This window comes from Microcystis aeruginosa NIES-4325, assembly GCF_008974145.1.
In the GTDB taxonomy this organism is placed as follows: Bacteria; Cyanobacteriota; Cyanobacteriia; order Cyanobacteriales; family Microcystaceae; genus Microcystis; species Microcystis aeruginosa_G.
The window spans coordinates 73,205-100,091 of record NZ_BJKP01000001.1 but is presented as its reverse complement, the minus strand read 5'-3'; the positions used below and the strand labels follow the sequence as shown (position 1 = coordinate 100,091).

The 26,887-nt window shown below is 43.2% G+C and carries 28 protein-coding genes; 15 read left to right on the top strand and 13 right to left on the bottom strand.

Features of this window, described 5'->3' with window-relative positions; translation table 11 throughout:
• Positions 1-80 precede the first annotated feature (80 nt).
• From serA to MiAbW_RS00455, 3 genes are all read left to right on the top strand, one after another.
• Positions 81-1,658, top strand: a complete 1,578-nt coding sequence (serA, locus tag MiAbW_RS00465) for a phosphoglycerate dehydrogenase (protein ID WP_151694454.1) — start codon at positions 81-83, stop codon at positions 1,656-1,658.
• Positions 1,659-1,915: 257 nt separating this feature from the next.
• Positions 1,916-2,812, top strand: a complete 897-nt coding sequence (prmA, locus tag MiAbW_RS00460) for a 50S ribosomal protein L11 methyltransferase (RefSeq protein WP_151694453.1) — start codon at positions 1,916-1,918, stop codon at positions 2,810-2,812.
• Positions 2,813-3,059: 247 nt separating this feature from the next.
• Complete coding sequence (locus MiAbW_RS00455) at positions 3,060-3,503, top strand: molybdenum cofactor biosynthesis protein MoaE (RefSeq protein WP_151694452.1); 444 nt, start codon at positions 3,060-3,062, stop codon at positions 3,501-3,503.
• A 2-nt stretch (positions 3,504-3,505) separates the two neighbouring features.
• Here the strand turns inward: MiAbW_RS00455 and MiAbW_RS00450 are convergent, their stop codons facing one another.
• Together MiAbW_RS00450 and MiAbW_RS00445 are read right to left on the bottom strand one after the other, a co-directional pair.
• On the bottom strand, positions 3,506-4,579 hold the full coding sequence (locus MiAbW_RS00450) for an AOC03_06830 family ribosome hibernation factor (protein WP_151694451.1): 1,074 nt from the start codon (positions 4,577-4,579) through the stop codon (positions 3,506-3,508).
• Positions 4,580-4,838: 259 nt separating this feature from the next.
• On the bottom strand, positions 4,839-6,401 hold the full coding sequence (locus MiAbW_RS00445; RefSeq protein WP_002782705.1) for a B12-binding domain-containing radical SAM protein: 1,563 nt from the start codon (positions 6,399-6,401) through the stop codon (positions 4,839-4,841).
• Positions 6,402-6,677: 276 nt separating this feature from the next.
• On the opposite strand from MiAbW_RS00445, the gene MiAbW_RS00440 reads away from it, so the two are divergent.
• Positions 6,678-6,821 carry a high light inducible protein gene (locus MiAbW_RS00440; RefSeq protein WP_002734821.1) on the top strand — a complete coding sequence of 48 codons (144 nt, stop codon included), beginning with the start codon at positions 6,678-6,680 and terminating at the stop codon, positions 6,819-6,821.
• 261 nt (positions 6,822-7,082) lie between these two features.
• On the opposite strand, the gene queA is transcribed toward MiAbW_RS00440, so the two are convergent.
• Positions 7,083-8,180 carry a tRNA preQ1(34) S-adenosylmethionine ribosyltransferase-isomerase QueA gene (gene queA / locus MiAbW_RS00435; protein ID WP_151694574.1) on the bottom strand — a complete coding sequence of 366 codons (1,098 nt, stop codon included), beginning with the start codon at positions 8,178-8,180 and terminating at the stop codon, positions 7,083-7,085.
• A gap of 160 nt (positions 8,181-8,340) precedes the next feature.
• On the opposite strand from queA, the gene MiAbW_RS00430 reads away from it, so the two are divergent.
• Positions 8,341-8,730, top strand: a complete 390-nt coding sequence (locus MiAbW_RS00430; protein ID WP_002733765.1) for a hypothetical protein — start codon at positions 8,341-8,343, stop codon at positions 8,728-8,730.
• Positions 8,731-8,948: 218 nt separating this feature from the next.
• On the opposite strand, the gene MiAbW_RS00425 is transcribed toward MiAbW_RS00430, so the two are convergent.
• Complete coding sequence (locus MiAbW_RS00425) at positions 8,949-10,136, bottom strand: tetratricopeptide repeat protein (protein ID WP_151694450.1); 1,188 nt, start codon at positions 10,134-10,136, stop codon at positions 8,949-8,951.
• A 37-nt stretch (positions 10,137-10,173) separates the two neighbouring features.
• On the opposite strand from MiAbW_RS00425, the gene MiAbW_RS00420 reads away from it, so the two are divergent.
• Positions 10,174-11,349 (top strand): esterase-like activity of phytase family protein, encoded by a 1,176-nt coding sequence (locus tag MiAbW_RS00420; RefSeq protein ID WP_151694449.1) that lies wholly within the window; start codon positions 10,174-10,176, stop codon positions 11,347-11,349.
• 111 nt (positions 11,350-11,460) lie between these two features.
• Here the strand turns inward: MiAbW_RS00420 and MiAbW_RS00415 are convergent, their stop codons facing one another.
• The 3 genes from MiAbW_RS00415 to MiAbW_RS00405 form a co-directional block, all read right to left on the bottom strand.
• Positions 11,461-12,012, bottom strand: coding sequence for a LabA-like NYN domain-containing protein (locus tag MiAbW_RS00415; RefSeq protein ID WP_002751943.1), 552 nt, complete (start codon positions 12,010-12,012; stop codon positions 11,461-11,463).
• Between the two features lie 261 nt (positions 12,013-12,273).
• Complete coding sequence (locus MiAbW_RS00410; protein ID WP_151694448.1) at positions 12,274-13,098, bottom strand: sulfurtransferase; 825 nt, start codon at positions 13,096-13,098, stop codon at positions 12,274-12,276.
• Positions 13,067-13,510, bottom strand: coding sequence for an ATP-binding protein (locus tag MiAbW_RS00405; protein ID WP_151694447.1), 444 nt, complete (start codon positions 13,508-13,510; stop codon positions 13,067-13,069). The genes MiAbW_RS00410 and MiAbW_RS00405 overlap by 32 nt, the downstream gene beginning before the upstream one ends.
• 172 nt (positions 13,511-13,682) lie before the next feature.
• Here MiAbW_RS00405 and MiAbW_RS00400 point away from each other — a divergent pair, with 172 nt between their 5' ends.
• Positions 13,683-14,819: a SpoIIE family protein phosphatase gene (locus MiAbW_RS00400; RefSeq protein WP_151694446.1), complete on the top strand. Its 1,137-nt coding sequence runs from the start codon at positions 13,683-13,685 to the stop codon at positions 14,817-14,819.
• Here the strand turns inward: MiAbW_RS00400 and MiAbW_RS00395 are convergent, their stop codons facing one another.
• Complete coding sequence (locus MiAbW_RS00395) at positions 14,820-15,143, bottom strand: STAS domain-containing protein (RefSeq protein ID WP_151694445.1); 324 nt, start codon at positions 15,141-15,143, stop codon at positions 14,820-14,822. It abuts the gene before it with no gap.
• Between the two features lie 145 nt (positions 15,144-15,288).
• Between MiAbW_RS00395 and crtO the strand changes: the two genes are divergently transcribed.
• Positions 15,289-16,935 (top strand): beta-carotene ketolase CrtO, encoded by a 1,647-nt coding sequence (gene crtO, locus MiAbW_RS00390; RefSeq protein ID WP_151694444.1) that lies wholly within the window; start codon positions 15,289-15,291, stop codon positions 16,933-16,935.
• Positions 16,936-17,129: 194 nt separating this feature from the next.
• Here crtO and MiAbW_RS00385 read toward each other — a convergent pair whose 3' ends face one another.
• Entirely contained in the window at positions 17,130-17,759 is a 630-nt protein-coding gene (locus MiAbW_RS00385; protein WP_151694443.1) for a DUF3782 domain-containing protein, read from the bottom strand.
• Between the two features lie 285 nt (positions 17,760-18,044).
• A complete protein-coding gene (pdxH, locus tag MiAbW_RS00380; RefSeq protein WP_151694442.1) occupies positions 18,045-18,689 on the bottom strand; it encodes a pyridoxamine 5'-phosphate oxidase in 645 nt (214 codons plus the stop codon).
• 51 nt (positions 18,690-18,740) lie between these two features.
• Here pdxH and MiAbW_RS00375 point away from each other — a divergent pair, with 51 nt between their 5' ends.
• On the top strand, positions 18,741-19,511 hold the full coding sequence (locus MiAbW_RS00375; protein ID WP_151694441.1) for a segregation/condensation protein A: 771 nt from the start codon (positions 18,741-18,743) through the stop codon (positions 19,509-19,511).
• A gap of 148 nt (positions 19,512-19,659) precedes the next feature.
• Here MiAbW_RS00375 and tadA read toward each other — a convergent pair whose 3' ends face one another.
• Both tadA and grxC read right to left on the bottom strand, forming a co-directional pair.
• Positions 19,660-20,154: a tRNA adenosine(34) deaminase TadA gene (gene tadA / locus MiAbW_RS00370; RefSeq protein ID WP_123229874.1), complete on the bottom strand. Its 495-nt coding sequence runs from the start codon at positions 20,152-20,154 to the stop codon at positions 19,660-19,662.
• A complete protein-coding gene (gene grxC / locus MiAbW_RS00365) occupies positions 20,139-20,456 on the bottom strand; it encodes a glutaredoxin 3 (RefSeq protein ID WP_151694440.1) in 318 nt (105 codons plus the stop codon). Before grxC ends, tadA begins: the two co-directional genes overlap by 16 nt.
• Before the next feature lie 32 nt (positions 20,457-20,488).
• Between grxC and MiAbW_RS00360 the strand changes: the two genes are divergently transcribed.
• The 4 genes from MiAbW_RS00360 to ccmS all read left to right on the top strand — a co-directional run bounded on the left by MiAbW_RS00360 (position 20,489) and on the right by ccmS (position 23,619).
• The gene (locus MiAbW_RS00360; RefSeq protein WP_151694439.1) at positions 20,489-21,049 is read left to right on the top strand and encodes a 5-formyltetrahydrofolate cyclo-ligase; all 561 of its coding nucleotides are present in this window, start codon (positions 20,489-20,491) and stop codon (positions 21,047-21,049) included.
• A gap of 214 nt (positions 21,050-21,263) precedes the next feature.
• Entirely contained in the window at positions 21,264-21,581 is a 318-nt protein-coding gene (locus MiAbW_RS00355) for a hypothetical protein (protein WP_151694438.1), read from the top strand.
• Between the two features lie 251 nt (positions 21,582-21,832).
• Positions 21,833-22,846, top strand: a complete 1,014-nt coding sequence (locus tag MiAbW_RS00350; protein ID WP_151694437.1) for an aldo/keto reductase — start codon at positions 21,833-21,835, stop codon at positions 22,844-22,846.
• Positions 22,847-23,178: 332 nt separating this feature from the next.
• Entirely contained in the window at positions 23,179-23,619 is a 441-nt protein-coding gene (gene ccmS / locus MiAbW_RS00345) for a beta-carboxysome assembly chaperone CcmS (protein ID WP_151694573.1), read from the top strand.
• On the opposite strand, the gene nagA is transcribed toward ccmS, so the two are convergent.
• A complete protein-coding gene (gene nagA, locus MiAbW_RS00340; RefSeq protein WP_151694436.1) occupies positions 23,575-24,726 on the bottom strand; it encodes an N-acetylglucosamine-6-phosphate deacetylase in 1,152 nt (383 codons plus the stop codon). The two genes, ccmS and nagA, sit on opposite strands and share 45 nt — an antisense overlap.
• Before the next feature lie 363 nt (positions 24,727-25,089).
• Here nagA and MiAbW_RS00335 point away from each other — a divergent pair, with 363 nt between their 5' ends.
• Positions 25,090-25,884, top strand: a complete 795-nt coding sequence (locus MiAbW_RS00335; RefSeq protein ID WP_151694435.1) for a metallophosphoesterase family protein — start codon at positions 25,090-25,092, stop codon at positions 25,882-25,884.
• A gap of 78 nt (positions 25,885-25,962) precedes the next feature.
• Entirely contained in the window at positions 25,963-26,781 is an 819-nt protein-coding gene (locus MiAbW_RS00330; protein WP_151694434.1) for a SirB1 family protein, read from the top strand.
• The last annotated feature ends 106 nt before the right edge of the window (positions 26,782-26,887 follow it).

Here is a 26,887-nt window from a genome sequence, read left to right as displayed (position 1 = left end):
CTAAAATGGGCTATTGCGGCTAGATACCAATATTGGTCTAGCATTTGCCCGTAGACTGAAAAAAGCACGTTATAAAGATTATGGCCAAAGTTCTGGTATCCGATTCGATCGATCCGGTAGGAGTAGAAATTCTGTCACAGGTTGCCCAAGTGGACGTGAAAACAGGACTATCCGCCGAGGAAATCATTCAAATTATCCCCGAATACGACGCGCTGATGCTCCGTTCCAGTACCCGCGTCACCAAAGAAATCGTCGAAGCGGGCAGCAAACTGCAAATCATCGGCCGCGCGGGGGTAGGAGTCGATAATATCGATGTTCCGGCGGCCACTCGTCAGGGTATTATTGTCGTTAACTCTCCCGAAGGTAACACGATCGCCGCTGCCGAACACGCCTTGGCCATGATGTTATCCCTCTCCCGTCATATTCCCGATGCCAATCAGTCGGTAAAAGCGAATAAATGGGAAAGAAATCGCTTTATCGGCACAGAAGTTTATAAAAAAAACCTAGGAGTCGTCGGTTTAGGTAAAATTGGCTCCCACGTCGCCGCCGTTGCCAGATCCCTGGGCATGAAAATTCTCGCCTACGATCCCTTTATTTCCAAAGAACGCGCCGATCAACTCGGTTGCACCCTGGTGGATCTGGAATTACTCTTTGCCGAGTCCGATTTTATCACCCTCCACGTCCCGAAAACTGCCGAAACCCAGCACCTCATCGGTCGGGAAACCCTCGCTAAGATGAAACCCACGGTCCGCATCATTAACTGTTCCCGCGGCGGCATTATCGATGAGTTAGCTTTAATTGAAGCCCTGGAATCCGGTAGGATCGCTGGGGCAGCCTTGGATGTATTTGAACAGGAACCCTTAGGCGAATCTAGATTAAGAGAATTATCTAACGTCATCCTCACTCCCCACCTAGGCGCATCGACTACGGAAGCACAGGTTAATGTGGCTATTGATGTGGCCGAACAAATTCGCGATGTCCTCCTCGGTTTGCCGGCGCGTTCGGCCGTTAATATACCCGGACTAACTCCCGATGTTATGGAAAAACTGCGCCCTTATCTGCAATTAGCGGAAACTATGGGTAATCTCGTTAGCCAGTTGGCAGGAGGTCGCTGTGACTCGTTAAACGTCCGTTTACAGGGAGAATTGGCCACTAAAGACAGTCAACCTCTGGTGGTGGCGGCCATTAAGGGTTTACTTTCCCAAGCCCTCCGGGAACGGGTAAACTATGTTAATGCGGCGATCGAAGCTAAGGAACGCGGTATCCGAGTAATCGAAACCCGGGATGCTTCCACCCGGGACTATTCGGGATCGATTCATTTGGAAGCTAATGGTTCCATGGGGACCCATTCCGTCACCGGGGCGCTGTTAAGTAACGGAGAAATCCGCATTACTGACCTCGATGAGTTCCCAATTAACGTGCCACCGAGTAATCATATGTTATTCACCCTTCACCAGGATATGCCCGGTATTATCGGCAAAATTGGCGCACTTTTAGGCAGTTTTAACGTCAATATCGCCAGTATGCAGGTAGGACGCAAAATTATTCGCGGTGATGCGGTTATGGCCCTGAGTCTCGATGATCCTCTACCAGAAGGCCTTCTCTCGGAAATTACTAAAGTCCCCGGTATCCGCGATGCCTACACGGTAAAACTCTAGATTAAATCAGTGATCAGTTATCGGTAAACAGTAATCAGTGACAAGAAAACTCCGAACTTGCTACAGTAATTATCTTTGTGGTGAGGTAGGAAGTTTTAGTTTTGGGGAACAGGGAATACTGGGACAGGGAAGAGTGGCTGGTCGTCTGGGAATGATACCAAATTAGGTTACACTTCATCTTTATAAGAAACGCTGTCATACTATTCACAGAAAACTCAAATCTGATAACCAATCACTGATCACGGATAACTAAATATATGTCTAATAGTTGGTGGGAAATTACGGTTTTGTGCGAACCTAGTCTCGAAGAAACGGTTTTCTGGAGACTGGAAAATTTTGGCTGTTCGGGAACGGCTACTGCTCAAAAACAATCCTCTTTAGAGATTAAGGCCTATATACCAGAAATTAAAGCACAATTCCTCGATTTAGCGGCACTAAGCCTCTGGTTAAAGCAGGATGCTTTGATTTTAGGTTTTTCTGAACCTGTCAGCCATTGGCAGTTAATGGACGAGGAAGACTGGGCCAGTAGTTGGAAACAACATTGGCAGATCAGTGAGATCGGCGATCGCTTTTTGATCTGTCCTGCTTGGTTAAATCCCCCGGAAAATAACGAGAGATTGGTGATTAAAATCGACCCCGGTTCCGCTTTCGGCACAGGAACGCACCCCACCACCCAATTATGTCTAGAATCCCTAGAAATGCGTTTAAGTAGCAATCCAGAGAATAAAATTATCGCCGATATCGGTTGTGGTTCCGGCATACTGGCGATCGGGGCGATTTTATTAGGGGTCAAAAAAGTTTATGCTGTTGATATAGATCCGCTGGCGGTGAATGCGACGCACAGTAATCGCCATCTCAACCAGATTAACCCCGAAAATTTAGCTATTAATCAGGGTAGTGTCGAGGAGTTATTAGAATTAATTCCCGATGGTGTCGATGGCATCGTTTGTAATATTTTAGCCGAGACAATTATCGCTTTAATGCCCGAAATCACCCGTCTGGCAAAACCGAATACCTGGGGAATTTTAAGCGGCATCCTTGCCACTCAAGCACAAGCAGTTACAGATATTTTAGAACCCCAGGGCTGGACAATGGCTGCCCTGTGGAAACGTCAAGAATGGTGTTGTCTGCAAATTCGCCGCACTGTGGATTAATATAGCTGTCAGCCTTGAATCAGTTATCAGTTATCAGTTATCAGATTTGAGGATCTTCTCGTTTCTGTGTGGAAGGGAGAAGAATAGGGATAATTTTCTAGAAATATAGTCTTCAAAACCTTGCCTAGCAAAACTCCTACAAATAATAAGCACTGATTATCACACAAAGAGGAGTATTAAATGGCCTTAACAGTGCTGTCTTTTCACTTCACTGATTACTATTTACTGATCACTGAAAAAAGCATCCATGACGCTAGATAATTTTCGCATCAGTTTTGCTCCTTTATCTTTGCAGGAAGTATATCAATTAGCCGACGATGGGGCTAATGGGGCTATTGTACTAATGAGTGGTACTGTACGGGATCAAACCGACGGTAAACCGGTTATTTATCTTGATTATCAGGCCTACGAACCCATGGCGATCGAGGTTTTCCGGCAAATTGCTCGGCAAATTCGGCAAACCTGGCCCGATACCAATCGAGTTGTGATTCACCATCGCACCGGTAAGCTCAAAATCGGTGAAATCAGCGTCTTAGTAGCGGTGGGTTGTCCCCATCGGGGGGAAGCTTTCGCAGCCTGTCGTTATGCTATTGATACTCTCAAGCATAATGCCCCGATCTGGAAAAAAGAATACTGGTCTGATGGTTCTAGTCAATGGGTTAGTATTGGTGCTTGTGAAATAGCGCATTAGGTCTAATAACGTAAAATCAAGGCGATTTTTTGGTAATCGTTCAAGGAATCCTCCTCGACTAAAGCTACACGTCCTCCCTTGGCCAATACCGCTTCGATAATTTCATCCACTGCATCATCGATTACCTCCGTACCACCGACGTTTTCCACCAGCACTAAATCACCGTTTTCACCTAAAACTGCGGGTACATGATAGTTTTTCTCTACTAATAATAATTTTCCTCGACCTTCCTGCGCTAAACGCCACACTTCTCCCAGGGTAGAGATAACTTTTTGAGCGCTGACTGCCGCATCTAAAGCTTGCAGAGCTTCAGTTTTTTGAGTCTGACGCACTGACTGCATAATCGGCAATACCTGTGGCATTAATTCTGACAGTGAGGTTTTGTCAAAATTGCCAGTTAAAGTGCCAACAATTGCTGATGTGTACTGTGAAACTTCTTGAAAGAAGGAAATTTGACGAACCACTCCACCCACAATCAAAGGGGAAGAATCATCAACGTATTCACCCAGAGCATTATCTACCTGTTGGAAAAATCGCCGGATTCTATCATCTAGGTAACTGGTATCGGCATCAAAAGGCAGTGGTGCGGTGGCCCCCGGTCCAGTCATTTCTAGGGGAAAATTCTGATCGCGAATTTCTTCGAGAGTTTCTCCTGTACCTGAGATTAAACGAGTAGAACCCTGACTTAATAGTAACAGCCAATAGGGTTGTTCTCGATGTAATCCATAAACTAAATCCCGTGTAGCAAAGGTTTTATCGATGATAACTCTTGCCTGGACAGAAAAAGGCAGGTTATAAAGCTTGGCCATATCCGGACCAATGTAGAGAGCTAATCCATCTAGAGTATAAGGATAATCTATTTCAGCCACTAGACTATCGAGGCGATCAAACAAAGGTTCGATTTCACGTTTAGAGAATTCTTCCGATAATCGGCACTTTGCTTCATCGACCAAATTTTTAACGAGAATAGGGTCTTGTTTGTTATCCGGTGAGGTGCGATGGGTGGGTAAGAGAATGGAAAGGGCGGGTATTTGAGTTAGGGATTGTAGTTTCTTAAGTTCTTGACGAGTAATCATTGACTTTCCCTTGATTTATAGGGTTAAGGAGCTAAAAATACTGGCTTTGTCAAGATTTGACGATTTATTCAGTATTCAAGCTAACATTTTAGGGAAAAAATGTAATTATATCTAGAAAATTAAGAATTTATACTGAATTGCTTTGGCAGAGATTGAGAGAATTTTTAACCAGAAAATAGGAATATTATTGATTTATTGATCGTCCACCATCAGGACAGAAAATATTAAGGATGGGTTTATTTACCCATCCTCGGAATGATTAGGCCGCTATAGCTGTTTTTTCCGCTATTAATGCCTCTTGGCGTTGGAATTCGGCTAATTGTGCCGTAATTTCATCCCGGACAATCTGACGGTATTCCAGGAAATGCTCGTTGTGGGCGCAGACAGTGATATAGTGTTCGGCATTGGCGGGATTATGGCGCAAAATACCGAATAAATTCTGCCAGAATTTCCAGCGAGTGGAACGTTTAAAGCCCTGTCGCCAGATAATTACCGCTAGGGCATAGAGATCGGCCCGGCGAGGCAGTTTAAAGGCTGGTTTAGCTTTAGGTGCGCCTAATTTCAGGAAACAGCGATAGGTGCGATCGAGAAATACCTCCGGATCGTACAATGTCCAGAAGGCTTCAATATATTCTGTGGCAATATCTTCGATCGGCCGGGTGGGAACGAAATTCATCAGGGTACTTTGGTTAATGTCCTGTTTCCCCGTTAATCGTAGTCGTCCTTCTTTTTCCAAGCGAGTCCATAGGGCGGTATTGGGTAAAGCTTGTAACATTCCAAATAGAGCCGTGGGAATGGCCGCTTCTTCGACAAAATTAATGATGCGCTCGGCTGCTCCTTTTTTCTCGCCATCAAAACCGATGATAAATCCCGCCATAGGGCGCAATCCGGCTTTAATAATCTTTTCTACAGTCTCGGTTAAGGAACTACGGGTATTTTGGAATTTTTTGGTTAATTGTAAACTTTCTTCGTCGGGGGTTTCAATGCCTAAAAAGACGGCATCAAAGTAACAATCGACCATCATTTCCATTAATTCGGGATCGGCGGCTAAATCTACCGATGCTTCCGTGTTAAACCGGAAAGGATACTGGTGTTCTTCTTGCCAAACCTTTAATTCTTTGAGGAGTAATTTAACGTTGCGCTTGTTACCGATAAAATTATCGTCTACCATGAACACGCCCCGGCGCCAACCTAACTCGTAGAGATAATCTAATTCTTTTAATAATTGTGCGGGGGTTTTGGTGCGGGGTTTACGACCGTAGAGAACGATAATATCGCAAAATTCGCACTGGAAGGGACATCCGCGCGAAAACTGCACCGACATGGAATCATAAGCTTCAAAATCGAGCAGATCGTAGCGTGGAACTGGGGTAATTGTCACATCGGGTTTTTCTGTGGTGCGGAAAACACCTTTAGTTTCTCCTCTTGCCAATGCTTCCACAAACATCGGGATAGTGATTTCTCCCTCATCGAGAATCAGAAAATCAGCCTCGGCAACTTCGTGGGGGATAGAAGTGGGATAGGGACCTCCCACGGCCACCAGTTTACCCCGTTGCTTGGCTTCGTGAATCTGCTCGATTAAATCTTGACGTTGGACAATCATGCCGGAAAGAATCACTATTTCAGCCCAGTCCCATTCTGCTTCTGTCACCGCCCGAATATTGCGATCAACCAGTTTAAATTCCCATTCCTGCGGTAAAATCGCCGCCACCGTCACCATACCCAGGGGAGGAAGTAAGACTTTGCGATCGACTAATTCCAGAATTTTGTTATAGGACCAGAAAGTCGGCGGAAAAACGGGATAAATCAGTAAGGCGCGCATATTCACTCCTCGCTCGACGGCGATCGATTCTTGACCTTTCGCTTGATTGTAATCTTTTTCGGTCAGGTATGGGAAAACCGTTATTTAGCCCTAGAACTAGGATCGGGCTTGATTTTCGGCCGCCATTGCCCACCCTTGACCTTGCCCCCATAAAAGTCTATGGTCAACATTAATAAAATTTATGTAAACAAATGTTGCATAGCCCGGGAAGTTATGTTACATTAAATATCAAGCACTTGACTTAAACGCAATTTTCTTATAGGAAGGCAATTCACCATGGATAAGCAAGAAAACAAACTCGGTTTCACCGCTTTCGCAGAAAACTGGAATGGTCGTTTAGCCATGCTCGGTTTCGTTATTGGCGTAGCTACGGAATACTTAACCCACAAAGGCATCCTTGCTCAATTAGGCTTAATGTAATTTCAGCCTCGATTGCTGTGCATCTACAATCAACTTGAATAAACTGTAAAAAAAGGGAGGAGCATAGCTCTTTCCCTTTTTTAGTTGGGAAGTGGGGAGACCACTTCGTGCGCGACGTTCGGACGTTCGGCGAAGCTCAGTCGAGCCGTTGCGGGGGGAAGTGGGGAAGTGGGGAGAATAAATAAAAATAATCTCCTGCGTCCTCTCCTGCCTTTTGCCTTTTTGCCTCTTGCCTCTTGCCGACCGCCTCCTGACTCCTGATTACTGATTACTGCTGCGAGCGCTAGGTAGGATTAACATAGCGTCACCGAAGGAATAGAAACGGAAACGCTCTTGGATAGCTTCCTGATACAATGCCAGTAGTCTTTCCCGTCCGATTAAGGCACTGACTAACATCATCAAACTGGACTTGGGTAGGTGAAAATTAGTGATCATGCCGTCGATAACCCGCCATTGATAACCCGGATAGACAAATAAATTGGTTTTTCCCTGAAAAGCGGTTAATTTCTCGCTCTTAGTTTCTTTAATTGCCCCTTCCAAGGCACGAGCTACCGTGGTTCCCACGGCGATAACCCGGCCACCTCTAGCCTTTGTTTGGGCGATTTTTTCGGCAGTTTCGGCGGAAATCTGCAAAAATTCCTGGTGCATTAGGTGTTCTGTAATATTTTCCACTTCCACGGGACGAAAGGTTCCCACTCCCACATGAAGGGTGATATAGGCGGTATCTATGCCCTTCTGGGCGAGCTTATGGAATAATTCGGGAGTAAAATGTAATCCAGCCGTGGGAGCGGCCACAGAACCCTGTTTATCACCGTAAACTGTTTGATAACGGTCTTCTTCCGCCTCTGATTCGGTGACGTAGGGGGGAAAAGGAATATGACCGTACTCCTCCAACATATCCCAAAAACCGCGCCCGGGATGACGTTGAAATTCCAGCAGACGACCACTGGTGTTCAGATCTCGATCGATTACTTTCGCTAACCATAATTTTGCTTGGTCTTCCGTTCGCCCTGTTTTCGGATAAAAAAGGACTTCTGAACCGACTTTAAAGCGTTTTCCCGGTTTCACTAGAGATAACCAACGATGGTCATCTTGTTCTTCTAATAGTAATATTTCCACGGGGGCGCCCGTAACTTTACGTCCAAATAAACGGGCTGGAATCACGCGGGTATCGTTGAAAACCAGCAAATCCCCCGACTCTAACCAAGTGGGTAAATCCCGAAAAATAGCTAAATTATGACTATTGGGAGAATCTACCACCAAAAGACGGGAGCTATCCCGGGGTTCGGCAGGATTTTGGGCAATTAACTCTGGGGGAAGGTGATAATCGTAGCTGGAGAGTAATTGGTCAGGGATCATCGTCATTGTCATCATAAAAATCTTCGCAAAAGTTGGGTAATTCTACCCAGGCGAACTTCACTAAATCGGGGATTTCTCCCCTTGGTATCTGGAACGGTTTATCGTCAGACTAGAGATATAACACTAATCGTGACTATTAGCCAACATCCCAGCGGCCACTATGGACTATCTCTATTTTCTTGCTAACGCTAGTCTAACGCTACGAGTCACCGAATACCTGCGATCGATGACTCATCTCCCCTCCTCCGTCATGACGGTTATTCATCAAATTAACGGTTGGGTGGTCAAGGTCAAGTTTAATCAAATGCTCACCCCTTGCCAACACGGTGATTTTCGCGCCTACATGAATGAGTTAGGGATTCCCTATCAACCGGAAATGCGTCTCCAGATGGTTTTTTGGAGTTTGGAAACGGGACAATCCCCCATTGATGTCATGCGTCGTTACCAAGTGGCGATTGTGTCCCATGGTACCCCAGATCAGCAAGATATAGAGGCTTTTCGGCAACAATTTACTAAGGGTTTAGGATACTGTCCGGAAACTCTGGCCTAGGGTTTATTTTACTAGAATATCGCCGAAGTTTTGGTTAATTGGTTCAATCTCTTCCCCGCTTAGGGTATTGGGTGTTAGAGTTTTGGGGTGTTGGGGTTTTAGGGTGGTCACTGCCCTAGCGTTGCGGGGGGTTTTAAGGTTTTGGGGTATGAGTTGAAATTTCCCCACTTCCCTATTTCCCTGTTCATCTGATAGTTAACTATTCAAAGACTTAAAGATCACTGTTCGGGATTATTTATTGCTTGATTAACTTGGGTGATTTGGGTTTGAAAATATTGTTCACGATAACGGATAGCTTGCGCTAATTCTGCACCTTTTTGGAAAGCTAGTAAAGCTTGGGGATAATTTTTTCTCTCTAGATAAATTTGACCGATTTGATCGTAGGTATTCATTAAACCGTAGTAATTATAACCCAATTCATGGACTTTAATTAATTCTTGATAGATTTGTAAAGCATAATCTACCTGTTGATAACTTTTATAAAGTTCGGCCAACTTATTTAAAGCTTCTCCTGCGGTGCCATACTGTTGTAAAGCAAAGGCGAGAGAATAGGCTTCTTGAAAGTTTTGGCTGGCTTTATTTGCATCTTTTAAAGCTTGATAATCTAAACCAATTTGAATTTTTAGATCGGGAATTAACTGTATTTGCTGATTTCTGATCTGGGTTTCAGCTATTTCTTCTTTAATTTTTACTGCGTTAGCTGGTTGCAAAGATTCTCGATAAATTTCTGCTAGTCTTTGCAGATAGATTCCTTGAGTTAAAGAATTATTCTGCCCCTTAGAAATAGTTAATAATTCTTCATATACTGGGGCGGCTTTTTGATAATCAAAACGAGATAAATGAATTTGACCAAGTTTATTTAAAGTTGCTTCTACTGCCAGATTATCCCCAGATTGTCTGGCATCAGCTAGGATTTTATCATAGATGATTATCGCCTCATTAAAAGCTCGTACCTGTTGATAGGATGTACCTAGTAATGCTAATAATTCTCCGTCCATTGTCCGGTTAGTTTCTGCGGTTTGTTGCACAGTTTTTAAACGAGCAGTAATTAATTTAACATCCTGGGTTCGATCTCGATTCCAAGCGGCTAACCCCACTTTTCCCAAAGATTTTACTTCTTCTTTTGCTCCCAAATAACGATTTAATTTAATCACTTCATACCAGATAGGAAAAGCTTCCTCATTTAATCCCGCATCGTATTTAGCTTGAGCTTCAGCATCGCGTTGATCGATGTATAATAACAGTTGACGATGCTCCAAGGGAGTTAAAGGGCGATCAATTGCCGGTAATAAAGGACTTTTTAGGGGAGTTTCGAGGGGATTGGGTGCAGGGGTTTCTGTTTGTGCTAGGAGAGGAAGGGAAGTACCGATCAAACAGAGCCATAAACTGAGAGAAAAACGTAGCATAATAGATTGATAGGAGCGTAGTAGAGGGTGATATTTTGTGATCGATCGATTCTATAAGAGACTGACTGCCGAAAATTTGCGGTTGCCAATTTTGGGTTTAATTGCTAGTTTGATTGTAACCTTTAGTCTGGCTGCCTGTGGTGTCTCCCCACAAGTTTTGGCAGAACAACGAATGTTTCTACCCATCTCGGTCGAGTTTTTGGGAGAATATCAATTACCACAAGCGGATTATCAAGAGACAAGGGTGGGGGGATTATCGGCAATTACATACGATCGCGCCAATAACCGCTTTTATCTCCTCAGTGATGATCGTTCTCAGAAAGCTCCAGCCCGCTTTTATCGGGCTAGTTTGCAGATAAATGATAAAAAAATCGAAAAAGTGAATTTAGAGGCAGTCACGCTCCTAAAAGATAGCAAGGGAGAAACTTTTAAAAAGGGATCGATCGACCCAGAAGGTATCGCTTTTTCGCCACGACAAACTTTGTTTATTTCCAGTGAAGGTGCGGTTAAACAGGGAATAGCTCCTTTTATTGCTGAATTTGATTTGCAGGGACAATTAAAGGAGTCTTTGTTAATTCCTAATCGCTTTTTACCAGATGATAGCAATCAAAAAGGAATACAGGATAATTTAGGGTTTGAATCCTTAACTTTAGGGATTACCAGCACTCTTAAAGACGATCCTTTTCGTTTGTTTACTGCCACAGAAAGCGCTTTAATTCAAGATAGTCCCACGGGAAAAAGAGCAGAAAATCTCAGAGTGCGACTTCTTCATTATGTTATTGATCCGATTGGTGCGCCTGTGTTTGTATCAGAACAATTGTATGTGTTAGATGAGCCACCCAGTAGTGCGAGATACTACGGTTTAACGGAATTATTAGCTTTAGAAAAAGAGGGTTATTTTCTCAGTTTAGAGCGAACTTTTGGTTTAGAAGGTTTTGGAGCGAAACTCTTTCAGGTAGTTAATGGGAGTGCCACCGATACGTCGAAAATTGCTCGGATACCGGGAGAATTAGAAGCTTTACAGGTGCAACCCTTGCGGAAAAAATTATTACTAGATTTAGGGACTTTGGGGATTGATTTAGATAATTTGGAAGGAATGACCCTCGGTCCAAGATTAGCTGATGGTAGTCGCTCTTTGATTTTAGTCAGTGATGATAATTTTAATCCGAATCAGATCAATCAGTTTTTACTCTTTCGACTCAAGGAAAAATAAACAAGAGACGGTTAATTGCCTCACCTATCCCCTTCTGGGAGAAGGGGATAGGTGAGGACTACCAATAAAGAAAAATGGGATAAATAGCCAGTTTAAAGACAAAACGGCCGGTTAATAATCACTTTTTTCGATATCTTTGCGAATATCGTTCAGATCAATATAGCGATCGGTGGCGTTGCGTAATTCCCTAGCGATCATCCCTTCCGTAGAAACTACGGTAATATGAGTATTTTTAGAGCGCAATAGTTCGATCGCTCGTTCAAAATCGCCATCACCGCTAAATAAAATCACTCGATCGTATTGATCGACGGTATTAAACATATCGACGACAATTTCGATATCTAAATTAGCTTTCTGGGAAAAACGACCAGAACTATCATCATAATATTCTTTCAAAATTTTTGTTCTCACCGTATAACCCAAACTAATTAAAGCATCGCGAAAACCTCTTTGATCTTGGGAATCTTTTAAACCCGTGTACCAAAAGGCATTAATTAACATAATATTCGGGTCGTTGGTGAAGTAATTTAACACCTTGCGCGGGTCAAAAAACCAACCATTTTTTTGTTGAGCATAAAACATATTATTGCCATCCACAAAAATCGAAAGGCGATCTTTCGGACGGGTGCCACCATTACAATGACAAAGACCGGCTTCTGTCATACAAAATACATACCTAATTTTTTATAGAGTTTAACTATAAAATTACTTTTTAGTAATTTTACGGGGGAAAATGACTATTCTTTGAGGAATAGCGGTGATTTGAGAGCAAAAAGATAGCAACTAAAATAAAAATTAGCTTTTTTGTCTAGGAGACAAACTAGATAATAGTTTGGGAATAATTAAAAGTGATAATATAGGGATTGTACAGTAATTAGGTCATTTTGACAATCTTTCTCGATAGATGGGTATCAATAGGGCCAGTTAGATCAGGTAGGAACACCAATCACTCCAACCTCCAGAATATAGCTTAACATTCTCGTATCCGGCTAGGGTAAGGGAAAGGATATTGACACAGGCTGTCACTCCCGAACCACAGTAGAGGATAATTTCTCGATCGCCTTGCCGCCCTTGCCAACGTTGTTTTTGCTGGGCCAGGGGTTGAGAAAAACCCTGACTATCGGTGACTTCCAACCAGGGATAATTCAGCGCCCCCTCGATGTGGCCGGCGATCGGATCGATCGGTTCCCTTTCACCCCGATAGCGATCGCTTTCCCTGGCATCAATTAACACCACTCCCCCTTGCTCTTTTTGCCTTTTTACCTCCTCGATCGTGACTAGCCAATCCTGTTGAACTTTGGGAAAAAAAGCGCCGTTTTTCGGCACAGGTATCTGATTAGAGACGGGATAACCGGCATTTAACCAATTTTGCCAACCACCATCGAGAATACTGACTTTTTCATGGCCGAGATAACGTAATAACCACCAGAGACGACTGGCAAAGGCAAAACGGGAGGCATCGTAGGCGATGACATGGGTTTGACCAGAAATCACCCCTAAAGAGCTTAATTTAGCGGCTATTGTCTGCGGATTCGGTAAAGGATGACGGCCGCCATGACGGGCAACGGGAGCCGATAAATCGTGATCGAGGTGTAAATAGAAGGCATTTTCAATGTGATTGGCTAAATACTCTTGATAACCGAGATCGGGATCGTTTAATTGAAAACGACAGTCAATAACCATCAGATCGGGGCGATTGAGATTAGTCACTAACCAACTAGGAGAAACGAGGGGCGCGATCGGATTCATGGCGGGAAAATTGTTTAATAATTAACAGACAGTTGCGCTGATCTTCAGTGTGAGTATAACTGAGTTGATCGGCGATTTTTTGGAGGATCGGCAGTCCTTGCCCATGACCGGAGAAAATATGGTCACGATGGGCGTTTTTTTCGATAAAGTCCTCTAAATCAAAGACGGAACCCCGATCCCAGATGCGAATTTCCATCTGGGATCGGGTAATCTCGATTTCGATCTCGATCGGGATTTCGGGGGGGAGGTGTCGGTGAGCGTGACGGACTGCATTGGTAAAACCTTCGGCAAGGGCAAGCTGACACTGGAGCCAGTCTTTTTTGGGAATGCCCGCCGGTTCGAGTTGCTCAAAATAGTTTAAAACGGTATCTAAGGACTTGAGATCGCTATCTACCTGAAAAGAAATCTTCACCCCCGGTTTACCTCTGCAATGCCTTACGCTAGAAGTTATACCATTTTTCCCAAACTATGACTGATGTATTAGCTCGATTCTGGATTTAATCTTATCTTAAGGTATAAGCAAAGTCATCTTTTAGAGGGTTGGGGGTAAGCAGTAAGATTAAGATAGTCGAGTTACAAAAAAGATGGTACGAATTCTAGTAATTGATGATGATGGAGTAGTTCAAACCTTCCTGAGACGAGCTTTGCAGAAGGAATACGAGGTTTTTGTTGCCAGTGATGGGGAAGAAGGATTAAAGCAAGCGGGGCAACTAAAACCAGCGATGATTATTTGTGATTGGATGATGCCGGGGATCGATGGGTTGGAAGTTTGCCGGCAAATTAAGCTCAATCCCCAACTGTCAACAACTTTTTTTATCCTCTTAACTTCTTTGGGATCGGTGGAGGATCGGGTGAAGGGATTGGACGCGGGGGCCGATGATTTTTTGTGTAAACCGATCGAGATTAATGAGTTAAGAGCGCGCGTGCGGGCGGGAATGCGTTTGCATCAATTAAGTCATGATCTGCAAGCGCAAAAACAATTACTAGAAATGGAGTTAGCGGAAGCGGCGGAATATGTGCGATCGCTGTTACCCGAACCTTTTATTTCTCCAAAACTTGCTATCGATTTTCGCTTCCTTCCTTCTCGTCGATTGGGGGGCGATGGTTTTGATTATTATTGGTTAGATAATGACCATTTGATGTTATATCTTTTAGATGTGGCGGGTCATGGTTTACGAGCGGCTTTACCTTCCCTTTCGGTGATTAATTTACTCCGTTCCCGTAGTTTAAGTCAGGTGAATTACTATCAACCTAATCAGGTTTTACATGGGTTAAATCAAGTTTATCAAATCAGTCCTAAGAATGATAAATATTTTACTATTTGGTACGGAATTTATGATCGGAAACAACAAGAGTTAACCTATGCCAGCGCTGGTCATCCCCCAGCAGTTCTCCTGACTCAAAAACCTTTTGGCCAGATGATTGAAACCAGACTGAAAGCCCCCGGTTTTCCCATCGGGATGTTTCCGGAAGCGGAATATATTAATCAGGTTAAATGCCTGAATTTACCCAGTAGTCTTTATCTTTTTAGTGATGGAATTTACGAGATCGATTGTGCCGATGGTAGGATGTGGGGACTAGAAAACTTTATTCAATCTTTACGAAGTTATCATTGTAATTACGCCAAAAATCTCGATAATTTTATTGGAGAAATTCAAGCTTTACGATTTGATGGTAACTTTAAGGACGATCTTTCGATCATGCAGGTGGATTTTCGCTGATTAACTTTCGAGGATTTTTTGTTCTAATTCTTCTCGGTTATCAAAAATTTCAAAAACTCGCTCCATATCGGTCAATTCAAATAACATTTTTATCTGATCATTAATCGAGCAGATCAATAGTTTACCCCCCGCAGAACGGACGGTTTTTAAGGATAAAACTAGCGCTCCTAAACCAGAACTATCCATAAAGGTGACATTCTGGAAATCAACGATAATAACCTCTGAACCTCCCTGCACGGCTTCGGCAATTTCTTGGCGAAATTGGCCAGCTTGGTTGCCATCTAAAATACCCGATGGTTGAATAACTTTAATCGCAGAACTCATAAAAAAAAGGAAAAATTAAATGTTTTCTACCTGCTCACTCATAACTGCTCGCTGAAATCTGCTGACAGCAGCTAATCTTTAACTATTTTTAACATATTAGGGTCAAGAAAAGCGCAAAATTAAAAATAGGAATTTTTGAAACTGCATGGAAAGTTACGATGTCATCCTCATCGGTGCGGGGCATAATGGTTTAGTTTGTGCCGCCTATCTCCTCAAAGCCGGTTATCGCGTCCTCCTTCTCGAACAGCGTAGCGTACCGGGAGGAGCGGCTACCACAGAAGCGGTTATCCCAGATCTAGCCCCCGATTTTAAGTTTAATCTCTGTGCGATCGATCATGAATTTATCTTTTTAGGACCGGTAATTGAGGAATTGGAGCTAAAACGCCACGGATTAGAGTATTTATTCTTCGATCCTACCGTTTTCTGTCCCCATCCCTCTGGCCAATATTTTCTTTCCTATCGCTCTCTGGAAAAAACTCACGCCGCAATTGCCCAGTTTTGTCCGCAAGATGCCGATCGCTACCTTCAGTTTATCGACTATTGGGCACAGTTGATGAATGCGATCGGTCCTTGGTTTAACGCTCCGCCCCAAGATTTGCTCAGAATCGCCCGTAATTATAACTCTAGTGCCTTAGCTAGTGTCTGGAAAGCGATCGGCTCGAAAAAGAAACTGCTCGACTTCATCCGCACGATGATTACTTCCCCCGAAGATGTCCTCAATGAGTGGTTTGAGAGCGAATTTGTCAAAGCCCCCCTCGCTCGTCTAGCGGCAGAAATTGGCGCTCCTCCCTCCCAAAAAGGCATTACCTCCGGGATGATGATGATGGCGATGCGTCACTCCCCCGGGGTGGCTCGCCCTCGTGGTGGTACGGGCGCACTAACCGAGGCTCTGGTGAAATGCGTTGTCAGTCTCGGTGGGGTGATTTTAACCGAGCAGAAAGTTAAACAGATTCTCATCGAGGAAGGACAAGCAATCGGGGTTAGGGTGGACTCTGGACGGGAATATCTGGCAAAAGCGGGTGTTATCTCTAATATTGACGCTAGACGAGTTTTTTTACAGTTAGTCGCCCCCGCCGATGTGGATGCCGCCGATCCCGAATTGCGAGAAAGGGTAGAACGGCGAATTGTCAATAACAATGAAACAATTCTTAAAATTGATTGCGCCCTCGCCGAAGCACCAAGGTTCGAGGCTTACGATCACAAAGAGGAGTATTTACAGGGAACGATTCTCATCGCCGATTCCGTGCGTCACGTTGAACAGGCCCACGCTTTAACGATTTTGGGGCAGATTCCCGACGAAAATCCCTCTATGTACCTAGATGTCCCCACTATTCTCGATCCCTCCATGGCTCCCCAGAACAAGCATACCCTCTGGATCGAATTTTTTGCCCCCTATCAGATTGCCGGGGCCGAGGGAACGGGATTAAACGGCACGGGATGGACGGAAGAATTAAAAAATCGCGTGGCCGATCGAGTTCTTGATAAACTGGCCGATTATGCTCCCAATCTCAAATCCGCCATCATTGCCCGTCGGGTGGAAAGTCCGGCCGAATTAGCTAATCGTTTGGGTTCCTATAAAGGTAATTACTATCATCTTGATATGACCTTAGATCAGATGATTTTCCTGCGTCCTTTGCCGGAAATAGCTAACTACAAAACCCCGATTAAAAACCTTTATTTAACTGGGGCAGGAACTCACCCCGGCGGCTCAATTTCGGGGATGCCGGGGCGCAATTGCGCTCAGATTTTCCTGCGGGATCGAAGCACTTTTCTGCAAAGATTATTCAACTAAATCCCCTCCTCCCCAAAATCCCGATCCCTCACGGGATGACAGAGAACCTGAAAAGTTTACAGGGTGTAGGGGGTGGGGGTAGGGAAAAATTTTCGACTTGCCCTTACAGATCGAAACGATCGATGATTGAGACTTGTATATTGGGCTAATCATCCCTGACAAGATTCAGATCAAAAGTGATCGCATTTGATGTTTTAATAGGTTTGAGGTTGAAAATTATCGGGAATATCTAATTCAAATACTTGGTCATGAATCCGAGCCACATAAAGCCCTTCTTGCAGAATTTTTTTGCGTAATTCTGGGGATAAATCAACCGCCGCTAATATGCCATAGAGTTTTTTATCTTTGTGTTCGGGAAAAAAGCGGCGAAACCGTTGCGAAATACTTTTTAATTGAGTAATATCTTCCTGTCTAACATGACTTTTAACCTCGACGATATAAGCAGTATTTAGCTCACCATTGCTATAGGCAAGAACATCAATTTCTAGGTGTTGTCCTTCTTTACTGACTCGCACACTAGGACTAACAACTTCCATACCAAAGCGTGGTCTGAGAATCGTTTCCATTGAAGGAAGGGCAAGTCCTTCGGTAAAGCTGCCGAATTTTGCACCGAGTCCCCCAATTTGCTGTCCTAATTCTTTGAGTTGTTTGTCAGTTTTCTTCTGTTGTCGGTCAGTTTCCTTGAGTTGTCGGTCAGTTTCCTTCTGTTGTTGAGTAACTTCCTTCAGTTGTTTGTCAGTTTCTTTTTGAGCGGCAGTTAATTCGGCTTGAGCAGTTGCTAATTCGGCTAAGAGTCGCCATACGTCTTCTGATGTAGTCGTCATAGATGATTTTTTCCCGATGTCACCTATTGACTATGTTATCGGATTTCTGTGCTTGCCGAAGACACTGGGGAGCAGACCGCAGTCTATAATCTTTTGAGTAATTTATCGTTTTTCTGAAACTTTAGGGCGGACGGGTTGCCTTTCTCAAATGACATAATAGCCCAACCCGATCGCTAGGGGAAGCGCGGGTTGGGAAAAGACATCGACCTAATATTATCTCAAGACTAAAATGACAAATTGAATTAGTATCGAGCTATTTTGCCAATACAAGGTGTCAAGATCAAACTAAGGAGCTAAACGTTGCCTTTGCCAACTGCCATCTTCTTGACGATAATAACAGAGACGATCGTGGAGACGACTGGGGCGACCTTGCCAGAACTCGATTAAACTAGGAATCAGGCGAAAACCCCCCCAATGAGCAGGACGGGGAACTTCACGACCAGTATATTCTTCTTTTAGTTCTGCTAGGCGTTTTTCGAGGATATCTCGCCCAGAAATCACTTCACTTTGATTAGAAGCCCAGGCCCCTAAACGAGATTCCCAGGGACGGACAAAAAAGTAATTATCCGATTCCTCCTCGCTGATTTTTTCTACAGTTCCCTCGATCCTAATTTGTCGTTGCAATTCTCCCCACCAAAACACTAGGGCTGCATTGGGATTGGCGATTAATTCCTGTCCCTTGGCGCTTTGGTAGTTGGTAAAGAGAACAAAACCGCGAGGATCGAAGTCTTTTAACAGTACCATGCGGGCCCGGGGTTTGCCCTGCGGGGAAATAGTGGCTAAAGTCATAGCGTTGGGTTCCAATCTTCCCGAAGATACCGCCCGTTCTAGCCATTGTTTAAATACAATGAAAGGGTCGGCAGATGTTTCTGACTCTAGCAATTCTTCAAGATTGTAGTCCAAGCGCAGGTCAGCGATCGATATGTCCATGGTTTTGCTTGCTAAATTCTATCCTTTCAGATCCTACAAGATTCTAGAATCATGACTATCACCTCAGCTAGTGACGCGATCGAATCTCTGTTAGAAATGGCCGAACAGGGAGAGATTGACCCCTGGGATGTGCGGGTTATCGATGTGATTGATCGCTTTTTGGCAGAATTGGGGTTATTAAATGATCTAGATTTAGCCATGGCCCAGGCTAATTTACCCCAATCGGGACAGGCTTTTTTATGGGCTTCTATGTTAGTTTTATTTAAGGCTGATACCCTAGAAAGATTGTCTTTGGAACAGCAAGAAGAAAGTCTGATTGATGAGGAAATTAGCGAATTAGAACGGGAATTAAGAACTTTACCCCGTTATCTAGAAAATCATATTCGCCGTCGTACTGCCGCACCACCACCGCGAAAAAGACGGGTAACTTTGCAGGAGTTAATCACTCAATTACAACAGATTGCCCTAGAGATTGAAGCTTTACCGAAACTGCCTGTAGTTGTCCCGAAACCCCGGCCCCAATCCCGACGGGAAGCTGTACAAATTATCACGGAATTGGCCCACCAAGAAAACCTGACGGAATTGGCAGCGGAACTGGACTTTTTTTTGCAGAGAAAGTTTTTTCAATTAGAGAAAAATGAGATAGAGTTTGAGTATTTATTAGATTTATGGCAAGCGGAAAAGCCTTCTAGTCACTCGGCAACACAGGAAAAGGTGGCGATTTTTTGGGCTTTACTTTTACTGGCTTCTCAATCAAAAGTGGAATTAAAACAGGAGGATTTTTATAAGGATTTAACTATTACTTTAATTAGGGTTTGCTGAAAAAGTTTTTCCTGGGGGCAGGGTGTGAGCTTCGGCCGTGAGCTCGGTCGAACGCTGAGCTCACGGCCGAAGCCTCTTGCCTCTTGCCTCATCTCAACAGGCAATTTAAATTACAAACAGCTTATTGACTCCTATCTCCCTGACTCCTTTAAACATTTCTTTTTTTCTCAAACCATGTTTGTAATAATTCCCCCGATTCCTTAGCTAAAATTCCCGCGATTACCGGTAAACGATGGTTAGAAAAAGGACTATCAATAAAATTAGCCACAGTGCGGATAACTCCTGTTTTGGGATCGTCAGCACCGTACACTAATAATCCTAATCTAGCCTGAATAATTGCCCCGGCACACATGGGACAGGGTTCGAGGGTGACGTAGAGGGTACAATCATTTAAGTGCCAATTGCCTAACACTTGACTAGCGGCACGAATCGCCAGAATTTCAGCGTGAGCGGTGGGATCATGGTGTTTTTCCTTGCAATTAGCTCCTTGAGCGATTAAATGTCCCTGTTTATCCACGATAACCGCTCCCACAGGTACATCACCCCGGTCCCCCGCAGTTGCCGCTAAATTTAAAGCTAACTGCATCCATTGCCGATGTTTCTCATAGGCTTTTTCATCAATAGACTTTAGATAGTCCCACATTTAGCCAGTAAATTATCTAATTTTTTCTGACCATCCAAAGCATACAAATCACCACAACCGCCGATATGTTCATTATTGATAAAAATCTGTGGTACACTGCGTTTACCGTTAGACCGTTCGGCCATGGCTTGACGAGCGCTTTCATCCCCATCAATCTTGTATTCGGTGTATTTTACCCCTTTCCAACCCAGCAACCATTTGGCACGAATACAGTAGGGACAAGTTGCCCAGGTGTAAATTTCCACATTGGCCTTGATATTCTCGTTATAACGCCCAAAAAGCGAGTTAAATAGATTTAGCATCTTGTGACTACAGAAATATTTATCTCTATTCTATGGATTCCGCTACCAAAAAAGCCCAATTACGCAAACAACTAATTACCCAAAGACGAGCGCTTCCTAAGCATATTTGGCAAGAAAATAGTCAGCAACTTTGCAAAAATTTACAATCTTTACCCCTCTTTCAGCACGCTAAAACCATTCTCGCTTACTTCAGTTATCGTCAAGAGCCGGATTTAAGTTCCTTATTTTGCCAACACCATCGCTGGGGTTTTCCCCGTTGTGACGGAGATAGCCTGACTTGGCACTGTTGGACTGCCGACGATCCCCTAGAATTAAATCGTTATGGCATCTATGAACCAACAGTGATCGCCCCTCTCATTTTACCGTCTGAAGTGGACTTACTATTAATTCCCGCCGTCGCTTGCGATCGCCAAGGTTATCGCTTAGGTTACGGGGGAGGTTATTTTGATCGTCTCCTAAATTCCCCCGAATGGCAAGCTATCCCCTCGATCGGGATTGTCTTTGACTTTGCCTATCTCGATACCCTTCCCCTCGATACTTGGGACCAAAAATTACAGGCAATCTGTACCGAATCAAGAACCGAAATTTTTTAACAATTATTTACCTATTCCCTCACACCCAATCCCCAAGCTGATCCCTGTCTCGGAGTCTCCTGTCTCCTTACCTCACCGTTAACTTTACTTTTCACCGACTACTCATATATTAAGTTTTATTGAACCCGATCGACCCTTAAGATAGCTTTGCTAGGATGAAGTTTGCATCAAGAGATGTTTATAGTAATCACCAGAAAAAGTCAACAGGGAAGCAATGAAACACTTTCACGAACAATGGATTCAAGAATGGTGTCAAGAAAACGGCTGGACAGAGCTATTTCTCGAACGCTACAGCAATTATTGGGCATTCCCTCCCAATGCCGTGATGCCAGAACCAATTCCCACCAAAGTGTTACAAAAAATTAAGCGCCAAAAAGGTCTATCTCCTGCCGAAAAACTTTGGTTAGGAGTGGCGATCGGATTGACTGTGACAGCTTTAATTCTCTGTATAATCCTCGCTTGTCCTATGCCTATAGTTCTCGCTTTTGCTTTTGATGCTGTCACCGCAGCGCGATTGGAAGTGGAATATTAACCCAGCAAAAATTGAGCAGCAAAAACCCAAAAAGGGGGAGATTTTTCCGCAAGTCTTCCCCTTTGCCGCGTTTTTCTGAACAGGGACGATCGATCTGTCTTGAATCAGTGGTCGGTGATCAGTGGTCAGTAGGAGAATAGAATATTAAGTGAGCAGTATTCAATGGCAGTTTTCTGCTGTCTTTTCACTGATTACTGTTTACTGTTTACTGGACGGCTACGCCGTGCCTTTGGCAACACTGAAAAGTCCCCATGTCCGAATCTCGTCGCTTACAGTTTACCCCCGATCTGGAAATTTGCCGTATTTTGAACGGAATGTGGCAGGTTTCGGGCGCCCATGGTTCGATCGCACCCCAAAAAGCGATCCCTAGTATGTTCTCCTATCTAGATGCCGGTTTCACCACTTGGGATCTGGCCGATCATTACGGTCCAGCCGAAGATTTTATCGGTGAATTTCGTCGTCAATTAGTCGATCAAAGGGGCATTGATGCTTTAAATAATCTGCAAGCTTTCACTAAATGGGTTCCCCGTCCGGGTAAAATGACTAAGGAAATAGTCGCAAAAAATATCGCTATTTCCCTCCGTCGCATGGATGTGGATAGTCTCGATTTATTGCAGTTTCACTGGTGGGATTATCGCGATAAAAATTATCTAGATGCCTTATATTTTTTAGGAGAATTACAACAGGAAGGCAAAATTAAACACCTGGCTTTGACTAATTTCGACACGGAACATTTAAAAATTATTCTCAGCGCTGGGATTAAAATAGTCTCCAATCAAGTCCAGTTTTCCCTGATTGATCGTCGTCCCCTCGTCAAAATGGCGCAATTTTGCCAAGAACATAACATCTATCTCCTGGCCTATGGTACTCTAGCAGGAGGCTTATTAGGGGCAAAATATCTCGGTCATCCTGAACCCAATCCCATGAGTCTCAATACCGCTAGTTTACGGAAATATAAAAACATGATCAATGCTTGGGGAAACTGGCAATTATTCCAAGAATTATTAACCGTTCTTAAAGCGATCGCTGATTCCTATCATGTCACCATTCCTAATGTGGCAGTGCGTTACGTTCTCGAACAAAAAGCTGTAGCCGGGGCAATTATCGGGGTGCGTTTGGGCGTTGCCGAACATATCGCAGAAAATGCCCGTATTTTCGATTTTCAATTATCTCCCCAAGACTATCAAAAAATTGATCATGTCTTGCAAAAATCCCGGGATTTATTGCAGTTAATTGGTGATTGCGGTGATGAGTACCGTCGATAAGTAGGTAGGTGTTAAAAATTGTCAGCTTTCCCCCCTTATTAAGGCTGTCCATTAGTCACATCTTTCTTAACATTTGAAACCTTTGTAGCACATGGCTTTCAAGACTCGGTTAACAATCTGTAATATTCCTTGTTGACACCCTTAATGACAAAGAAAAAACTGAAATCAAGTCAGGATAAGGGTTAGAGTCCTTACTGACCAAATTGTTAAGAAATATCTCTATAAGGGATAGCTTATTAAGGGGGGACTAAGGGGGGATCCGCACACCCCTTATTAATGACTGATAACTGATAACTGATAACTGATAACTGATAACTGAAAAGAGGCTAATGATGAGATTTGAACAACCAATCCCCGATGATCCCGCTAATCAATGGCGCTATCAATTAGATCAATTTGTGCAAGAAAATCAAAAGGAATTAGCCGGTTTAATGTGGGGTTTACTCTCGGAATGGGGAGAAGATGCTCAAGAAACCTTGGGCATCGATCTTAAACCTCAGCCTCATTTTGTCTGTTGTTCTAGGGAGTCCCTAGAGAAATTAAATCGCAAGGTTAATTGTAAAATTCAAGAGATGCTTGGGATTATTTATCGCTATAATCCCAGCGAAGAAGTGGCTATAGTTGCTATCGGTGATGGTCAGGTAAAATTGATTTATTTTCAACCCGATCTTTCCCCTCCTGAATGTTTTGATCGCCTCGAAGTCGATCTCGATACCCTTATTCAACAGTTAGAGACCAAAATGCTGACGGAAATCCAATCTTTCCCAATTTGATGCCGATTGCCAGCGCAAAAAGTTGGCAGGTTGTCCCACCGATAAACCCGCTAATCCGATCGCTTTTCTGGGGGATTCTGTGCCTAGTAGAATCGCCGTTTCTAAATCACATATTCCCCAGTTAACTAAATTGGCTACTCCTTGTAATAAGGGTAAGGTTGTTCCCGCTAAAGTACCGTCAAAAAGTCTTGCTGTTCCCTGTTTAACTTCAATTTCTCTCTCGTCCCAAGGATAGACACCATCCCCTAAACCAATGGGTGCTAAAGCATCACTAACTAAGAAAATTCCTTGATGATAATTACTGGCTTTTAGTAATAATTCTATCATGGTTGGATGGATGTGTTGACCATCGGCAATTAACCCACAATACACCTCGCAATTGATAATTGCTTCCCCTAATAACCCCGGTTGACGATGGTGTAAAGGAGGCATGGCATTGAAGGCATGAGTAACCATTTTTGCCCCCTGGAAAAAGGCTTTTTTGGCTATTTCTTGACTCGCTTGTGAATGTCCTAAACTGACGGTAATTCCTCGATCGCTTAGGTATTTAATTACCGTACCGCTACTATCTAATTCTGGGGCTAGGGTGATAATTTTTATGATCGATAAGTAGTCCCCAAAGATTTTATCTATTGTTTCTATACTTGGTGTTAAAAGATATTGTCCTGGATGCGCCCCTCTTTTTTCATAGTTTAAAAATGGTCCCTCTAAATGTACTCCTAAAACCTGGGCACTCGATCGATTTTCCTGTTGCTGTTTTTCGATATATTTGGCAATTACTGAGAGGGATTTTTGAAATTTCTCCACAGACGTGGTGACTAGGGTGGGAAGATAACCATCAATTCCTTGATTCCCAAGATAATCGCTAATCTTATCTAATTTTTCTAGATCTGTTATTTCTAGGTCGGGAAATGCTAATCCTAACCCTCCGTTGATCTGTAAATCTACTCCTCCCAACGATAGCCAATCCCCTTCCATATCGATAATCTTTTCCCCTCTTGTCTTTCCCCCCATCTCCGTGATTCTCTCGATCCTTCCCGCAGCATTTATCTCTATTTGTTGTTGATCCTGATAGGCGGGAATTCTAGCGTTAATTAGGGTTATCATAGAAGCAGAAAACTAATTTTTTTTTATTATAATCTCAAAAAAAACTTTTTTTTGATGATGCTTGACAAGGGAGCATTTTTGTGAGACACTTTTTTATATAATGGGAATCTGTGCGTATAGCGATGGATGTTTATATGCAATTGTATAAAAACTGATCGTAAAAAAATAATACCATAACCCCCCCGCTCTCTGTCCAGAGATTGCAAAAATACTTTACAAAACAATTACTGCCTTTCTGCCGGAGTTCTTGGGAGGAAGTGACTGTCAGAGGAAAAGCTTTGTCCTATAATAAAATTAAGACCTTATAAAAACTACCTTTTTAGCGATAAAAGAATAGCAATCTCAGTGATTAGGGAGGGGTGTGTGTTTTTTAGAAAAATAGGGAAACAGACTCAAGAACCGCGCCGTATTATTATCGGAGATGTGCATGGCAGTTTTCAGGCACTTTTGCGACTATTAAACCGAGTTGCTCCCAATAGTGAGGATGAGGTGTATTTTCTGGGGGATTTAATCGATCGAGGACAGCAGAGCTTGGAAGTGGTGGATTTTGTCATCAAAAATAACTACCTATGTCTCCTAGGAAATCATGAATATATGCTCTTAAAAGCTCTGGCAGGAAAAGAAGTTTCTGAAAAATGGTTAACGGGCTGGATTGAGAGTGGTGGGGCGGCGACACTACTAAGTTATAATAACAATATACCCGCCGAGCATATTAATTGGTTCCAATCCCTACCCCCTTATTTAGACCTAGGAGATATTTGGTTAGTTCACGCGGGAGTACACCCAGAATATCCCCTTGAACAGCAAACGAACGAGCAGTTTTGTTGGATTAGAAACGAATTTCATGCCATGACCCAACCCTATTTCAAGGATAAACTAATTATCACAGGTCATACTTTAACCTTTACCTTTCCCGAAGTCAAACCAGGGCAACTGGCTCGCGGCAGCGGTTGGCTAGACATTGAAACTGGGGTTTATCATCCTCAAAGTGGTTGGTTAACTGCTTTAGATTGGACAAATCAATTAGTTTATCAAGTGCGCGATAAAAATAAAAATTGTCGCACGATCCCTTTAGAAAAAGCGGTGGTTAATCTAGACCTTGACAAGATTACTCGCTACTTCTCCCGGGAAAGCTCATCTAAATCTCCGAATCTTTAATGGTGATCAGAAAAGAGAAACGATAAAATCGGAAGGATAGGTTAAAATAGTTGATAATCTGATTAATACCCTTTGCTAATGACCATTGAACTCTTATACCAAGCCTTCATCGAAACAATTCAACATCCTGACCCCGAGATAAATCTAGCTCAGGCAGCCCTACAAATAGCCCATTTTGAATATCCGCATCTCAAGATTGACAACTATTTAAATAGAATAAATTTCATGGCTGACGAGGTAAAAAAACGTTTACCCGATAGATTATATCCCTTAAAAATAGTCAAGATTATCAATCAATATTTGTTTGAAGATTTACAATTTACTGGTAATACCAAAGAATACTATGACCCCCGCAATAGCTACTTAAATGACGTAATTGATCGCCGCACGGGTATTCCGATCACTCTATCGATCATTTATTTAGAGATTGCCAAAAAGATCGATTTTCCCATGGTAGGAATTGCTATGCCGGGACATTTTATTATCCGTCCCGATTTCGAGGAAGTGGAAATCTTTGTCGATCCCTTTCACGGTGGTGAAATCTTATTTAAACAGGACTGTCAAGAAAGATTAAGTCAAGTTTATCAACAGCCAGTTAAATTAGAAGAACATTTTCTCAATATTGCTACCAATCAGCAAATTTTATTACGTTTGTTGACTAATTTAAAATATATTTACCTGAATCTTAAACAATGGCCTCAGACAATTCGGACACTAGATCTGCTACTTTTGCTCATTCCTAATCATCCCCTAGAGCTGCGCGATCGAGGTTTAGTTTACTATCAAATTGGACAATTCACCCAAGCGCAACAGGATTTAGGCTTCTATCTTGCCCTCCTACCCAACGCCCAAGATGCCGAATCCATTCGACAATTATTGCAAAAAATTAACTCTTAAGTCGTCCATCGTCAGGAAATTATTTTTATTTGTTCTCCCCACATCCCAATTCATAATTCATAATTCATAATTCATAATTCCCCCACACCCCACCAACAAACTTTTT

Coding starts and splice junctions, on each gene's coding strand:
- prmA (WP_151694453.1), top strand. CDS start 1,916: ATGTCTAATAGTTGGTGGGAAATTACGGTTTTGTGCGAACCTAGTCTC.
- MiAbW_RS00330 (WP_151694434.1), top strand. CDS start 25,963: ATGACCATTGAACTCTTATACCAAGCCTTCATCGAAACAATTCAACAT.
- MiAbW_RS00360 (WP_151694439.1), top strand. CDS start 20,489: ATGGATTCCGCTACCAAAAAAGCCCAATTACGCAAACAACTAATTACC.
- MiAbW_RS00385 (WP_151694443.1), bottom strand. CDS start 17,759: ATGACGACTACATCAGAAGACGTATGGCGACTCTTAGCCGAATTAGCA.
- MiAbW_RS00395 (WP_151694445.1), bottom strand. CDS start 15,143: ATGAGTTCTGCGATTAAAGTTATTCAACCATCGGGTATTTTAGATGGC.
- MiAbW_RS00425 (WP_151694450.1), bottom strand. CDS start 10,136: ATGCTACGTTTTTCTCTCAGTTTATGGCTCTGTTTGATCGGTACTTCC.
- MiAbW_RS00410 (WP_151694448.1), bottom strand. CDS start 13,098: ATGAATCCGATCGCGCCCCTCGTTTCTCCTAGTTGGTTAGTGACTAAT.
- MiAbW_RS00415 (WP_002751943.1), bottom strand. CDS start 12,012: ATGACAGAAGCCGGTCTTTGTCATTGTAATGGTGGCACCCGTCCGAAA.
- ccmS (WP_151694573.1), top strand. CDS start 23,179: ATGAGATTTGAACAACCAATCCCCGATGATCCCGCTAATCAATGGCGC.
- MiAbW_RS00430 (WP_002733765.1), top strand. CDS start 8,341: ATGGACTATCTCTATTTTCTTGCTAACGCTAGTCTAACGCTACGAGTC.
- serA (WP_151694454.1), top strand. CDS start 81: ATGGCCAAAGTTCTGGTATCCGATTCGATCGATCCGGTAGGAGTAGAA.
- MiAbW_RS00440 (WP_002734821.1), top strand. CDS start 6,678: ATGGATAAGCAAGAAAACAAACTCGGTTTCACCGCTTTCGCAGAAAAC.
- queA (WP_151694574.1), bottom strand. CDS start 8,180: ATGATCCCTGACCAATTACTCTCCAGCTACGATTATCACCTTCCCCCA.
- MiAbW_RS00455 (WP_151694452.1), top strand. CDS start 3,060: ATGACGCTAGATAATTTTCGCATCAGTTTTGCTCCTTTATCTTTGCAG.
- MiAbW_RS00445 (WP_002782705.1), bottom strand. CDS start 6,401: ATGCGCGCCTTACTGATTTATCCCGTTTTTCCGCCGACTTTCTGGTCC.
- MiAbW_RS00355 (WP_151694438.1), top strand. CDS start 21,264: ATGAAACACTTTCACGAACAATGGATTCAAGAATGGTGTCAAGAAAAC.
- crtO (WP_151694444.1), top strand. CDS start 15,289: ATGGAAAGTTACGATGTCATCCTCATCGGTGCGGGGCATAATGGTTTA.
- grxC (WP_151694440.1), bottom strand. CDS start 20,456: ATGCTAAATCTATTTAACTCGCTTTTTGGGCGTTATAACGAGAATATC.
- tadA (WP_123229874.1), bottom strand. CDS start 20,154: ATGTGGGACTATCTAAAGTCTATTGATGAAAAAGCCTATGAGAAACAT.
- MiAbW_RS00375 (WP_151694441.1), top strand. CDS start 18,741: ATGACTATCACCTCAGCTAGTGACGCGATCGAATCTCTGTTAGAAATG.
- pdxH (WP_151694442.1), bottom strand. CDS start 18,689: ATGGACATATCGATCGCTGACCTGCGCTTGGACTACAATCTTGAAGAA.
- MiAbW_RS00400 (WP_151694446.1), top strand. CDS start 13,683: ATGGTACGAATTCTAGTAATTGATGATGATGGAGTAGTTCAAACCTTC.
- MiAbW_RS00350 (WP_151694437.1), top strand. CDS start 21,833: ATGTCCGAATCTCGTCGCTTACAGTTTACCCCCGATCTGGAAATTTGC.
- nagA (WP_151694436.1), bottom strand. CDS start 24,726: ATGATAACCCTAATTAACGCTAGAATTCCCGCCTATCAGGATCAACAA.
- MiAbW_RS00450 (WP_151694451.1), bottom strand. CDS start 4,579: ATGATTACTCGTCAAGAACTTAAGAAACTACAATCCCTAACTCAAATA.